Below are 13,925 nucleotides of genomic sequence, written 5' to 3'. Positions count from 1 at the left end.
TTCGTGACATGAATCCTGATCAAGACCTGGGAAATACTGCACCAGCCGCTCTGCAACAGGGGTTTCGTGAAGATGGCCCGGCCCTTGCTCCAGGTCAACTCGTTACCAAAACAACAAGATCGGGAGAGGCTCCATGAACATCGCTGTCGAAACACCCCTGCAAACGCCAACTGCCCAGCTCACGGCTTGGGTCGAAAACCTCGGCGAGTGTCTCGCCCAACGTGATGTGGACGGCGCGTTGCAATTGTTTGCCGAGGAGTGTCACTGGCGGGACCTGCTACTTTTCAGCTGGAACCTGGTGACCTTGGAAGGCAAGCCTGCCATCCGGGATATGCTCGAAACGCGCCTCGACCAGACTCATCCCGGGCGATGGATACTGGAAGGTGAGGCGACGCTGAACAACGGTGTGCTCGAAGGCTGGATCAGCCTGGAAACCGACGTGGCGCGAGGTAAAGGCTACGTGCGCCTGAAGGAAGGCTTGTGCTGGACGCTGCTGACGACCATGCGTGAGCTCAAGGGTTATGAAGAACCCAGCGGCCGCCGTCGCCCAATGGGGGCCAGTCATGGTCACGCCCATGCCGACAAACGCAACTGGCTGGAGCGCCGTCGTGATGAAGAAGCCGCGCTCGGTATCACCAGCCAACCGTACTGCCTGATCGTGGGCGGCGGCCAGGGCGGGCTGGGGCTCGCAGCACGGCTCAAGCGAATGGGCGTACCAACCCTGATCGTCGACAAGGCCGAACGGCCTGGCGATCAGTGGCGCGGTCGCTACAAGTCGCTGTGTTTGCACGACCCTGTCTGGTACGACCACATGCCCTACCTGCCCTTCCCCGATCACTGGCCGGTCTTCACCCCGAAAGACCAGATTGGCGACTGGCTGGAAATGTACACCAAAGTCATGGAGCTCAATTATTGGCCGCGCACAGAATGCGTGAGCGCCAGCTTTGACGAACAAAGTGGCACCTGGAAGGTTGAAGTGCAGCGCGATGGCGAGCGTCTGACTTTGCAGCCGACCCAGTTGATCCTCGCCACCGGCATGTCTGGCGTACCCAATGTGCCCAGTTATCCGGGTGCCGAGGCATTCAAAGGCCAGCAGCATCATTCCAGCCGCCATCCCGGCGGAGACGCCTGGCGCGGCAAGCGTGCGGTGGTCATCGGTGCGAACAATTCGGCTCACGACATCTGCGCCGACCTGGTGGAGAACGGCGCCGAGGTGACCATGGTGCAGCGCTCCAGCACCCACATCGTGCGTTCCGACAGTTTGATGGAGCTCGTGTTCGGCGGGCTCTACTCTGAAGACGCCGTGGAATCGGGTTTGACCACGGACAAGGCTGACATGCTGTTCGCCTCGATCCCCTACAAGGTCATGCCAAGCTTTCATCAACCCGTCTTTGACGCGATCAAGGAGCGTGACAAGGACTTCTACGAGCGCTTGGCCAAGGCCGGCTTCATGCTCGATTTCGGTGACGACGAGTCCGGCCTTTTCATGAAGTACGTACGCCGTGGTTCTGGTTACTACATCGACGTCGGCGCCTCTGAACTGATCGCCAACGGCACCATCAAGCTCAAGAGCGCGCCTGGCCTGGGTGTCGAACGCATCGAAGCGGATGCCGTCGTGCTCAACGATGGCAGCCGGCTACCGGCCGATCTGATCGTCTACGCCACGGGCTATGGCTCAATGAATGGTTGGGCGGCGAAGCTGATTTCCCAGGAAGTCGCTGACAAGGTCGGTCGTTGCTGGGGCTTGGGTTCCGGAACCACGAATGATCCTGGCCCCTACGAGGGCGAACTGCGGAACATGTGGAAGCCAACCCAGCAGGAGAACCTCTGGTTCCACGGCGGCAACCTGCATCAATCACGGCATTATTCGCTGTATCTGGCGCTGCAGTTGAAGGCGCGCTTCGAAGGGATCAATACATCCGTCTACCGCCTTGCAAAGCGTCACCACACCGGCTGAGTCAAATGGCGCCCAGTCTTGGCTGGGCGCCTCTGCACTCTGGCCCCATTGGGTCTTCTGGTTCTCCATCCGTCGCCATCGAGTCGTGCGTATAATGCGTTTCCTTTCAATCGCTTAAGCTGTCCAATGAAAAAACTGCTTGCCATCGTAGCGCTGTCGCTCTCGATCATTACCCCCGCCTTTTCCAGTCCTCCATCGACCTTCTCCGAAGCCAAGGTCATCGCAAAGCAGAAGATCTACCTCGACCAGGCGAACAGCGCCATGGGCGAGCTCTATTGCGGCTGCAAATGGACGTGGGTCGGTAAGTCGGGTGGCCGTATCGATGCCGAATCATGCGGCCTCAAGGCCAGGAAACACGAGAATCGTGCGCAGCGGACTGAGTGGGAACACATCGTTCCCGCCTGGACGTTCGGTAACCAACGCCAATGCTGGAAGAACGGCGGGCGCGAACACTGTGTAGACGATGATCCTGTGTTTCGAGCAATGGAAGCAGACCTGTTCAACCTGTACCCCTCTGTTGGAGAGGTGAACGGCGACCGGAGTAATTTCAACTACGGCATGGCCGCCGGGATAGCGCCGCAGTATGGCCAATGCAAGACGCGGGTGGATTTCGACCAACATGCTGCGGAACCGCGTGACGAGGTCAAAGGGCTGGTTGCCCGAACAACCTTTTACATGTTCGACAGATACAAACTGAGCATGTCACGTCAGCAGCAACAGCTACTGATGGCTTGGGACAAGCAGTACCCGGTTTCGCCTTGGGAAATAGAGCGGGATCGACGCATTGCAGCGATCATGGGGCACTCCAATCCATTCGTAACGGGCGAGCGTCGATGGTCGCAAGGATACAAGGCAGTGGGTGATGGGGTGGTTAGCGCCATTCCTGTCAATCCTCCGCGAACAGCAGCCCAGCCAACCTTGGCCAGCGCGACCGGCGCAGGCTTGATCATTGGCAACCGAAATAGCCAGGTCTACCACCTCTCCATCGGGTGCCCTGGGTATGCTCAGATGTCCGCGAAAAATCAGGTCTCCTTCACGTCAGAATCTGAAGCTCAGGCGGCGGGATATCGAAAGGCAGGCAACTGCAAATAGGGGGTTTGCCGCCCCCGGCAACGTCAAGAGAACGGCCTTTCCAGCAAAGGCCGTTCCGACCACTGATCATTTATATTCGTGCTTTTCCCGTACTTCCGATATGCGGTCATAACTTTCGCGTTCCTCCGAGTCCTAACAAGCTGATCGTCGATGGAATATTGGCGTGCGCTGCGGTTTAGCCTGTTACGGAGATAAGTTAATGATATTCAACGTACAAAATTTTGGCGCTAAAGGCGATGGAAGTACCGACGACACGGCGGCGATACAGAGTGCCATTGATGCGGCAGCTGCTGCTGGTGGCGGTCAGGTGTATATGCCAGCCGGAACCTACATCGTTTCCGCAGGGACGGAACCCTCAGACGGTTGCCTGATGCTCAAGAGCAACGTCTACCTGTACGGCGACGGGATGGGCGTCACCAACGTCAAGGTGGCCGACGGCTCCGACACCAAGATCACGGGCGTTATCCGCTCCGCCTATGGTGAGGAAACCCACGATTTCGGGGTCAGTAATCTGACCATCGACGGCAACCGCGACAACACCACGGGCAAGGTCGACGGATGGTTCAACGGCTACATTCCCGGCGAAGAAGGCTACGATTCCAACGTCACCCTCGACAGCGTCGAGATCAAGGATTGCTCCGGGTATGGTTTCGATCCCCACGAGCAGACCGTCAACATGGTCATCAAGAACAGCGTGTCCCACGGCAATGGCCTGGATGGCTTCGTCGCTGACTTCCTGAGCGACAGCACCTTTGAAAACAACATTGCCTACGATAACGACCGGCACGGTTTCAACGTCGTTACCAGCACCCACGACTTCACCCTGACCAATAACATTGCCTACGACAACGGCGGCAATGGCATCGTGGTGCAGCGCGGCAGCGAAGACATTCCCTCCCCGAGCAATATCACCATTACCGGTGGCGAGGTGTACGGCAACGGTGCTGAAGGGGTGTTGATCAAGCTGTCCAGCGAAGTCACGGTCACTGGCGTCGATATCCACGACAACGCCAGCGCCGGGGTGCGCATCTACGGCAGTAATCACGTCGAGATCATCGACAACACGCTCAACAACAACTCCCTGGGCAACCCCGTTCCGGAAATCATCATCCAGTCCTACGACGACACCCTGGGCGTGTCCGGCAAGTACTTCAACGGCAGTGACAATACGATCCAGGGCAACATCATCAGCGGCAGCGACCTGTCGACCTATGGCGTTGCAGAGCGCAATGAAGACGGCACCGATCGCAACGCCATCGTCGGCAACACCATCAGCCACACCAGCAAAGGCGCGACGCTGGTCTATGGCGACGGCAGCTACGCCAGTGCCACGGTGCCGATGACCACTGTGCAAGGCACGGCTGGCAACGACACCCTGCTGGGCAGCACCGCCAGCGAGATCTTCTTCGGCGCAGCCGGGAACGACACCATCAACGGCGGAGCCGGTGCCGACATTCTGGTGGGCGGTGCGGGCATCGACAAACTCACGGGCGGTACCGGCGCCGATACCTTCCGTTTCTCCTCGCAGTCCGACAGTTACCGCAACGCCACCGCAAGCTTCGATGACACGATCACCGACTTCGACGTCACCCAGGACAAGATCGACCTCGCCGGCCTTGGTTTCACCGGCCTGGGCAATGGCCGTGGCGGCACGCTGCAGGTCAGCTACAGCGCCAGCAATGACCGTACCTACATCAAGGACTACGACGCCGACGCCAGCGGCAATCGCTTCGAGCTGATTCTTTCGGGCAATCTCGCCAGCACCCTGACCGCCAGCAATTTCATCTTCAATCGCGTGGTCACCGGCACCAGCGCCAGTGACGCGTTGTCAGGCAGCGATTCGGCCGACACCTTGCTTGGCCTGGCAGGCAACGACAGCCTGGCTGGCGGCGCGGGCGATGACAAGCTTGACGGCGGCGCCGGCATGGACAGCCTTTCCGGTGGCGCCGGAGCGGACACTTTTGTCTTCTCCAGCCGCATGGACAGTTATCGCAACTACAACACTGGCGGCGCCAACCTCAGCGACGTGATCACCGATTTCGATATCAGCGCCGACAAGATCGACCTCTCGGCCATCGGCTTTACCGGCCTGGGCGATGGCAAGAACAACACGGTGTACCTGGCGCTGAACAGTACCGGCACCAAGACCTACATCAAGTCGCTGGCCGCCGACGCCGATGGCAACCGTTTCGAAGTGACGCTCACTGGCAACTACCTCGACAAGCTGACCAGCGCCAACTTTGTCTTTGCCACGGCGTCTACGACCAACCAGGCGCCGGTGCTGGCTACCCCCCTGCTCGATCAGAACGCCACGGAAAGCACCCCGTTCAGCTACGTGGTGCCGGCCACCAGCTTCACCGATCCGGATAACGACAGCCTCAGCTACATCGCCAAACTGGCCGATGGCAGCGCCCTGCCCGCCTGGCTGACGTTCGATGCAGCGACTCGTACGTTCAGCGGAACACCGAGCGATACCGCATCGGGCACTTACTCTATCCAGGTCACCGCGACGGATGGCAGCAACGCCACGGTCAGCGACAGCTTTACCCTCGCGGTGCAGGATGTGCCGGCCTCTTCCACGCAGATCAACGGCACGCCGAACAATGACACCCTGACCGGCACCGCTGCCAATGAACAACTGTTCGGTGGCGCCGGCAACGACACGCTCAATGGCGGCGCGGGCAACGATATCCTGGTGGGTGGCACGGGGGCGGACAAGCTCACCGGCGGCGCGGGTGCCGATGTGTTCCGCTACACCTCGTCGCTCGACAGTTACCGCACCAGTTCCACCAGCGTCAGCGACCAGATCCTCGATTTCGACGTGACCGCCGACAAGATCGATGTGGCGGCGCTTGGTTACACGGCCCTGGGCAACGGTCTGAATGGCACCCTGCAACTGACCTACAGCGCGTCGACCAACCGCACTTACCTCAAGGACCTCACCGTCGACGCCAACGGCAACCGCTTCGAAGTGTCGATGGCGGGCAACCTGGTGAGCAGTCTGACGGCGAGTCATTTTGTCTTCGCCGGCCAGAACACCTCGAGCAATGTCGCGCCGGTGGTGACCATTCCCCTGCTCGACCAGAACGCCACCGAAAGCACGCCATTCAGTTACACGGTGGCCCGTGACAGCTTCACCGACGCCAACCAGGATGCATTGGTCTATACCGCGACCCTGGCCGACGGCAGCGCCCTGCCTGCCTGGCTGAGTTTCAACGCCACCAGCCTTTCGTTCAGCGGCACGCCGCTGAGCACGGCGTCCGGCAATTACAACGTCCTGGTCAAGGCCACCGATCCATCGGGAGCCTCAGTCAGCGACAGCTTCGCCCTGGCGGTGGCCGATGCGCCGGCCACTACCATCGCCGGCACCAACAATGCCGAAACCCTCAACGGCACGGCGGGCGCGGACCTGATCCTTGGCCTGGGTGGCAATGACACCATCAAGGCCGGCACCGGCGCGGACATCCTTGATGGTGGCGCTGGGCGCGACTCGCTGTACGGAGGCGATGGCGCCGACACCTTCCGCTACACCGACGTGCTCGACAGCTACCGTGACTACGACACCGGCGGAATCACCGCCACCGATACGATTTATGACTTTACCGCAGGCGTCGACAAGATCGATGTGTCGGGCCTGGGCTTTCTCGGTCTGGGCGACGGCAGCAATGGCACGCTGTACATGACCCTCAACGCCGCTGGCGACAAGACTTACGTCAAGTCCGCCGAAGCGGATGCCGATGGCAACCGTTTTGAGATTGCCCTCAATGGCAATTACCTCAACACCCTGACCGCCAGCGACTTCGTGTTCGGTGAGCGCGCGCAACAGGACATCCTCTACCTGCCCACCCTCGGCCAATCCAATGCGCGCCTGCTGCGCATGACCGAAGACGACGATCAGTCCGGCACCTCGATGCTGGTCAAGGACCTGGACCGCTACACGCCTTATGACGTGCGCAGCCAGTTCACCGATGCCGATGGCAACGGTATCGACATCGCGGTAGGTGGTAGCACGGTCAACGGCCTGTCGACCCTAAGCGCCGAGGAACTCAAGTTGTGCTGGTGGCTGACCGACACCGATCAACCGGGGCCCGCGCTATTGCGTGCCGTAGCGTTGCTGGGAGATCAACTGACCGAACTGAAATCGATCGATAACGTCACCATGGGCATCATTTGGGGACAAGGCGAAGAAGCCGCCCAGGAGATTGGCCGCGCCACCGACAAGACGGCGGCAGCCGCGGCCTACAAGGCGGCAACCCTGAAGGTGTTTGATTACCTGCATACCCAGTTCGGCAGCTTCAGCGTGTACATGATGGAAACCGGCCACTACCAGGAGGATGCGGCGCGCGCCCGTGGTTATTCGCCCGAGAAGATTGCCTCCATCGTCGAGGGCGTTGGTTATGTCCGCGCCGTCCAAGAGGAGATCGCTGCAGAGCGCACCGACGTCAAGCTGGCGGTGGACTACACCGACCTGCCCTTGCGCTACGAAGTCGATCCGCTGGTGTATCCGGACGACGTCTGGCACCTGCACGAGGAATCGGCGGAAATCGTCGGCCAGCGCCTGGCCGACTACATCGCCAATGACCTTGGGTTTCAAGGTGACCCCAGCGACAACAATAGTGTTCAGGCGATTTTCGACAACGCTCAAAACCAGGGCGGCATGATCTCCGGTACTGACCAGGCCGATACCCTGGTGGGCAGCTCGGGCAATGACACCCTGGATGGCGACCTGGGTGCCGACACCATGACCGGTGGCGACGGCAATGACATCTATGTGGTCGATAACGCATCCGACAGCGTGGTTGAGACCAACACCTCACCCGCGCAGATCGATACGGTACAGGCCTCGGTCAGTTGGACCTTGGGCGCCAATCTGGAAAATCTGGTGCTTACCGGTGTGTCGGAGATCGACGGTAACGGTAATGAGCTGCGTAACTTCATCACCGGCAATGCCGCCGCCAACGTGCTCAATGGTGCCGCAGGGGCCGACAGCATGAGTGGCGGCGACGGTAACGACACCTACTATGTCGACAACGTCGACGACAGCGTGATCGAGGCCCAAGGCAATCCGGTGCCAGGAGGTATCGACAGCGTGCACAGCAGTTTGGCGGCCTACACCCTCAGTGCCAATGTCGAAAACCTGTATATCGATAGCACCGGCGCCGCCAACGGAACGGCCAATGCGTTGGACAACACACTGTTCGCCGCAGCGGGCAACAATGTGCTGGACGGGCGCGAGGGTAATGACACCGTGTCTTTCGAACGCGCCCTGTCCGGTGTCACCGTCACGCTCTCGACGTCAGCGCAACAAAACACCGTGGGTTCAGGGCTCGACACCTTGAAGTTCTTCGAAAACCTGACCGGCAGTGCCTACGCCGACAGTCTGTCGGGCAACAGCGCGGCGAACGTACTCAACGGCGGTGCGGGCAACGATACGCTGGTGGGCGGTTCCGGCGATGACCGCTTGATCGGCGGAGCAGGCACCGACACGCTCACCGGTGGCACGGGTGCGGACACTTACGCATTTGGTGCGCTGTCGGACATGGGTATTGGGGATTTGCGCGATGTGATCAATGGCTTCAAGACCACTGAGGGCGATCACCTGGATTTCACCGGCCTGGACGCCAACCCGTTGACCGCCACTGTCGATACCTTCACCTTCATCGGCAGCAACGCGTTCGACCCTGCCAACGCCACCGGCCAGCTGCGCTTTGCCGATGGCATTCTCTACGGCAGCGTCAACGCCGACGCCACCCCGGAGTTCGAGTTCGCACTGGTGGGGGTCAAGGAGCTGCACGCCAGCGATTTCACCGCATGAGTCAACACCTGTAGGCGCGAGCCCGCTCGTGAAGCGGTGGCAGATCCAGCATGGATGCTGACCGACCCACCGCTTTCGCGGGCAAGCCCGCTCCCACAGGTGGTTTGTCGTGCCCACAAATCCAAGGACAACCACAAATCAAAATGTGGGAGCGGGCTTGCCCGCTCCCACAGGGATTTGCACTTTGAGGGGAGGCAGGCGTCAATCTTGCCCTTGCTTCATGTCTCAGAACAGGTTTTGCACTTGCTCCAGGACTGCCCGGTTCATCTGGCCGGTATGGGTGTGCAGGCTTACATAGCTTTGCAGCATGTCTAGCTTGGTATTGAGCAAATCCCGTCGTGCCTGGAACACCCGCTGCTGGGCATCGAGAATATCCACCGTGGATCGCACGCCACCCTGGAAACCTTTTTGAGTGGAGATCAGCGCCCGCTGATTGGACTCCACCGCCCGCTGCATGGCCTTGCTCTTGGCAAATCCGGCCACCACACCCAGGTAGTCGGCCTCGATATCCTCGGCCAATTGTTGGCGCTGTACATCATAATCGGACTGGGCGCCGGCCACCTGGGCCTCGGCCTTGGCCACCGACGCACGCACCGCACCGCCGCTATACAACGGGATATCCAGTTGAACCCCCACGTAATAGGCATCCTGTCGCGGGTCTTGCTCCTGATACTGACGGTTTTCCCGGCGACTGAGCTGGCTGGTCAGCGACAAGGTCGGATAATGCCCGGCGCGTTGGCTGTCGGCCTGAGCCTCGGCGACGTTCACCGCCGCCAGCCGCGCTGCCAGCTCGGGGTTGGCTTCACGGGCAATGTCCGTCCAGTACGACAGATCCCGTTCCGGCGGTATCGGGGTGCCAGCGGGCAGTTCTTCGTCCATCGCCTGGATGTCATCGATGGCGACACTGGCGCGACCGGACAATGCCCGCAACGCCGCCACCCGACGAGCCTGGGCCTCGGCCTCCTGGGCTTCGACCAGGTCGAGCCGGGCCTGGGCTTCATCAACATCGGTGATCGCGCCCTGCCCGCCCTGGTAGAGTTTTTTGCTCTGCGTCACCAACCCGTTGATGGCGGCCTTTTGCTGGGCGATCAACTTGATCTCGTTCTCGGCCCGGGCGACGTCGAAGTATCCTTTCGCAACCCGGTCGTACAGTGTCTGGCCGGCAACGTCGAACAATTGGGTACCCAATTGCCCACGCGCCTTGCCCTCCTGATACGCCGCCCAGCGCCCCTTGTCGTACAGCGGTTGCTGCGCCGCCAGGGTGACATTGTTCGACTGGTAATCGTTACTGTTGACGTAACTGCTGTCATCGCCGCCATCGGTACGACCGCCGTAGCCGTAGCGCGACGTCAGCGACACTTGCGGATAGAGGCCACCGCGGCCGATCGCCTCTTCATGGGTCGACGCCTCAAAGGCATGGGCGGCCGATTGCACGGTCGGGTCGTTGACGCGCGAAGCATCGTACGCGGCGGTCAGGCTCAGTGCCTCCTGGGACGCCCAGACGGGACTGAATGCTCCCCAACCGGTACACAGACTCAGCAACAGGCGGGCGCTATAACGGAACCGTACGGTCATGCTCATTCCTCTTTGAAGGCTGCGAGCAAGCGTTCGCGCAAGGGTTTCATCAGGTAGTTCATCAAGGTGCGCTCACCCGTGACCACCGTGACGTCGGCCAGCATGCCTGGGCGCACCAGCAGGCCGGCGGTCTGTAGCGACACCACGGTGTCTGCGGGAATTTCCACCTTGGCGGAAAAATACGGCTGGTGGGTCTGTTCATCGATCAACTGGTCGGCCGACACCGTCGTCACCGTGCCGGTGACCGTCGGGGTGTCCACCCGTTGCAGCGCCGTGAAATGCACGTGCACCGGCAGCCCCGGACGCAATTTATTGGCCATCAACGGCTCGAAACGCGCGGTGATCGCCATCGGCGCATCCAGCGGCACCACCTGCATCAGGGTTTGACCGGCCTGCGCAACGCCGCCGACCGTATGAATGCTCACGTCCATTACCTGCCCGGACACCGGTGCCCGGATCGCACCGTTGTCGACTTCAAACTCAAAGGCCTGGATCTGATCGGCATAGCCTGACGCCTCGACCGAGACTTCACTGAGCTGGATTTCAGCATCGCGACGAAATTCCTGTTGCGCCTGCAAGGCCTTGAGCCGACTTTCATTGATCGCCTGGCGTGTCCGGCCGATATCGCCCACCCCGGAAGCGATTTGCCCGGCCATCTGGGCGGCGTTGCGCTCGGCCTCGAACAGCTTGTTGCGTGCCACATAGCCCTCGCGAGCCAGCTCACGCAGGCCTTCGAGCTCCTGCTGCTGGAAGCGCATCTGCGTGTCGTAGTTGCGCTTGACGCCTTCGTAGCCAAGCAATTGCTGCTGCAAGGCCGCGGCTTCGTGTTCGATGATCTGCAAGCGACTGCCCAATTCTGCGCGACGGGTCTCAAACAGCTGGCTCTGCAAGGCCATGGCGGCCTTGACCCGGGGCTCTTCAGCGTGGTCCAGCAGTTCGGCGGGCCATTGGATGCCGGTTGTGCCCAAGCGCTCGGCAATCAACCGCGCCTCGACGCTGCGAGCGTTGAGCAACTTGCCCCGGGTCACGTCGAGTTGTGACCGCGCTTGCACCGTGTTGAGCTGCACCAGCAACTGCCCCTGGTTGACGCGGTCGCCATCGCTGACCAACAGTTTTTCCACAACGCCACCCACCAACGACTGCACCGCTTTGCGTTCGCCCGCCACGACCACCGTGCCGCTGCCCACGACTCCCTGGTCGAGCGGCGCCAAGCAGGCCCATAGCAGGAAGCCGCCAAGCGCCAGGACCAGGAAACCCACGCCATAGCGCGCCACGCTTCCCGCGTCGGTATTGGCACCCGCCGGCGCCGGGTTTGCGCGCAGGATCGGTCGCTGCTCGCTGTACACCTGTGTGCCCGGAGTCAGGTCATGCATCTTCGCCAGCCTCCTTGACCGCTGCCGGCCTTGGCGCCGCAATCAATGCCTTGAGCACCCGATCCCGTGGACCGAAGGCTTGTTGGGTGCCGTCCTTGAGCACCAGGATGTGATCGACCACCGCCAGTACATTGGGTCGATGGGTTATCAGTACCACGGTGCTTCCGGCCGCCTTGAGCGCACGAATAGCCTGGACCAGCGCCAACTCTCCGGCTTCATCGAGATTGGAGTTCGGTTCATCGAGCACGATCAGCGACGGAAGCCTGTAAAGTGCGCGGGCCAGCCCCAGGCGCTGCTTTTGTCCGCCGGACAAGCCAAGCCCGCCGGGGCCCAGCGGCGTGTCGTAACCCTTGGGGAACTTCAGGATCATCTCGTGAATGCCGGCATGACGTCCGGCCGCGATGATCTTGTCGGCGTCCTGCTCACCGAAGCGGGCAATATTGTCGGCCACGCTGCCGTCGAACAATTCGATGTCCTGTGGCAGGTATCCGAGGTAGGGGCCCAAGGCGTCGTGAGACCATTGACTGATCTCGGCGTCGTCCAGGCGCACCGATCCGCCCATCGCCGGCCAGATCCCGACCAGCGCCCTGGCCAGCGTTGATTTGCCACTGGCGCTGGGGCCGACGACAGCGAGCACTTCGCCGCTGGCGAGGCTGAAATTGATCCCGCGCAGGATCGGTTGCGAGGCACCGGGCGGGCCAACGTACACCTGCTCCAGACGTACTGCGCCGGTGGGTGGCGGCAAAGGCATGCGCAGGCGCTCGCGCGGGTGTTGGGCAAGCAGCAGGCTCAGGCGCTGGTAACTCTGACGGCCAGCGGTGAATTGCTTCCACGAGCCGATGGCGATTTCCACGGGTGCCAGGGCGCGCCCCAACAGCAGCGACATGGCGATCATCATGCCCGCCGATAACTGGCCTTCGAGCACCAGCAATGCGCCCAGGCCCAGGGCCAGCGACTGCCCGGAGATGCGCACGAAACGTGTCATCGAGGTGATCCGCGCGCTTCGGTCGCTGGCATGGGCCTGGGCGGCAACGATGCGCTGCTGCAGCAGGCTCCAGCGCTGGCGTAATGGCCCGAGCATGCCCAGGGCCTGGATGACTTCGGCATTCTGGAAGGAGCTGTTCAGGTAAATCGAGGACTGCACGCCGAGCCGATTGGTTTCGCCCAGAGGCGTTCGAGTCGCCAATTCGCCCCACAGGGCCAGACCGATCAGCACCAGGGCCAGCACCACCGTCAGCACGCCGAACCAGGGGTGGATAATGAACGCTACCAGCACAAAAATCGGCAACCAGGGCGCATCAAGCAACGCAATCAGGCCCTGGCCGGTGATCAATTGCCGTAGCGTCGCCAAATCGATGAGCACTTGCGCCGGGTTGGCGTTGTGTTCGCGAAGACTGCGGGCGAAGGCCGCGTCGAAAATCCGCTCACCCAAGGCATCGTCAAGCCCCGCGCCCATGCGAATCATCACCACACCGCGAACCCACTCGATCAGGGCGCTGAACATCAACAGCCCCAGGGCGATGAAGGTGAGCATGAACAACGTGGTTTCGTTGCGACTGGTGAGTACCCGGTCGTACACCTGCATCATGTAGAGCGACGGCACCAGCACCAGCAGGTTGATCACACCACTGAACAGCGCCAACGACCAGAACACCCGGCGGTAGCTTAATAGAGCGGCATCGATGTCGTGCCGTGGATCGAGAAGAGAACCCAATAGAATGTCGCTCGTAAAAGAATGAGTCGGTTCGGGACGCAATCCATCGCGAGCGTAAGCCCAAGGGGCGAAACACTAAATGCAGCCTGACGTGCCGCTATCAGAGACGAATCTCGTCGTTAGAGGCGCCAATAACTGACAACGTGACTTCGGGATAGTGCCGGTCATGGACATCGGGCTTTTAATTGGGTGACGGGCGGGTATGTTGCGCATCGGCACGGGCGCTTGTTGTTGGAGTACATGTCCATTGCTGCGGTAGCGGCGGCTTAGGGTTTCGCTTCGCCCCACTGCCAGAACGAAGGCATTGCTCCGTGGGGCGCCCGCGATCAACAGCAAAGCGAGGCGGCCTTAAAGCCGACCTGACTGTTACGGGTGCACCTGATCCCTTGTGGGAGCGAG

General features: G+C 61.1%; 6 protein-coding genes. 3 read left to right on the top strand and 3 right to left on the bottom strand.

Annotated elements, in window-relative coordinates; all coding sequences use genetic code 11:
• The first annotated feature begins 133 nt into the window (after positions 1-133).
• The 3 genes from PG5_RS12405 (at position 134) to PG5_RS34840 (ending at position 8,864) form a co-directional block, all read left to right on the top strand.
• Positions 134-1,957 (top strand): NAD(P)/FAD-dependent oxidoreductase, encoded by a 1,824-nt coding sequence (locus tag PG5_RS12405; RefSeq protein ID WP_020797471.1) that lies wholly within the window; start codon positions 134-136, stop codon positions 1,955-1,957.
• Between the two features lie 126 nt (positions 1,958-2,083).
• Entirely contained in the window at positions 2,084-3,049 is a 966-nt protein-coding gene (locus tag PG5_RS12400; protein ID WP_042955351.1) for an endonuclease, read from the top strand.
• 199 nt (positions 3,050-3,248) lie between these two features.
• Positions 3,249-8,864, top strand: coding sequence for a putative Ig domain-containing protein (locus PG5_RS34840; RefSeq protein WP_020797469.1), 5,616 nt, complete (start codon positions 3,249-3,251; stop codon positions 8,862-8,864).
• A 225-nt stretch (positions 8,865-9,089) separates the two neighbouring features.
• Here the strand turns inward: PG5_RS34840 and PG5_RS12390 are convergent, their stop codons facing one another.
• The 3 genes from PG5_RS12390 to PG5_RS12380 are packed head-to-tail and all read right to left on the bottom strand — an operon-like array spanning position 9,090 to position 13,526.
• A complete protein-coding gene (locus tag PG5_RS12390) occupies positions 9,090-10,439 on the bottom strand; it encodes a TolC family outer membrane protein (RefSeq protein ID WP_020797468.1) in 1,350 nt (449 codons plus the stop codon).
• A 2-nt stretch (positions 10,440-10,441) separates the two neighbouring features.
• Entirely contained in the window at positions 10,442-11,812 is a 1,371-nt protein-coding gene (locus PG5_RS12385) for an HlyD family type I secretion periplasmic adaptor subunit (RefSeq protein ID WP_020797467.1), read from the bottom strand.
• The gene (locus tag PG5_RS12380; protein WP_020797466.1) at positions 11,805-13,526 is read right to left on the bottom strand and encodes a type I secretion system permease/ATPase; all 1,722 of its coding nucleotides are present in this window, start codon (positions 13,524-13,526) and stop codon (positions 11,805-11,807) included. The genes PG5_RS12385 and PG5_RS12380 overlap by 8 nt, the downstream gene beginning before the upstream one ends.
• Between the last annotated feature and the right edge of the window lie 399 nt (positions 13,527-13,925).

Source organism: Pseudomonas sp. G5(2012) (assembly GCF_000408945.1).
GTDB classification, from domain to species: Bacteria; Pseudomonadota; Gammaproteobacteria; order Pseudomonadales; family Pseudomonadaceae; genus Aquipseudomonas; species Aquipseudomonas umsongensis.
Note: the sequence above shows the minus strand (reverse complement) of the source record. Positions and strands in the feature narration are given on the sequence as shown.

Coding starts and splice junctions, on each gene's coding strand:
- PG5_RS12405 (WP_020797471.1), top strand. CDS start 134: ATGAACATCGCTGTCGAAACACCCCTGCAAACGCCAACTGCCCAGCTC.
- PG5_RS12400 (WP_042955351.1), top strand. CDS start 2,084: ATGAAAAAACTGCTTGCCATCGTAGCGCTGTCGCTCTCGATCATTACC.
- PG5_RS34840 (WP_020797469.1), top strand. CDS start 3,249: ATGATATTCAACGTACAAAATTTTGGCGCTAAAGGCGATGGAAGTACC.
- PG5_RS12390 (WP_020797468.1), bottom strand. CDS start 10,439: ATGACCGTACGGTTCCGTTATAGCGCCCGCCTGTTGCTGAGTCTGTGT.
- PG5_RS12385 (WP_020797467.1), bottom strand. CDS start 11,812: ATGCATGACCTGACTCCGGGCACACAGGTGTACAGCGAGCAGCGACCG.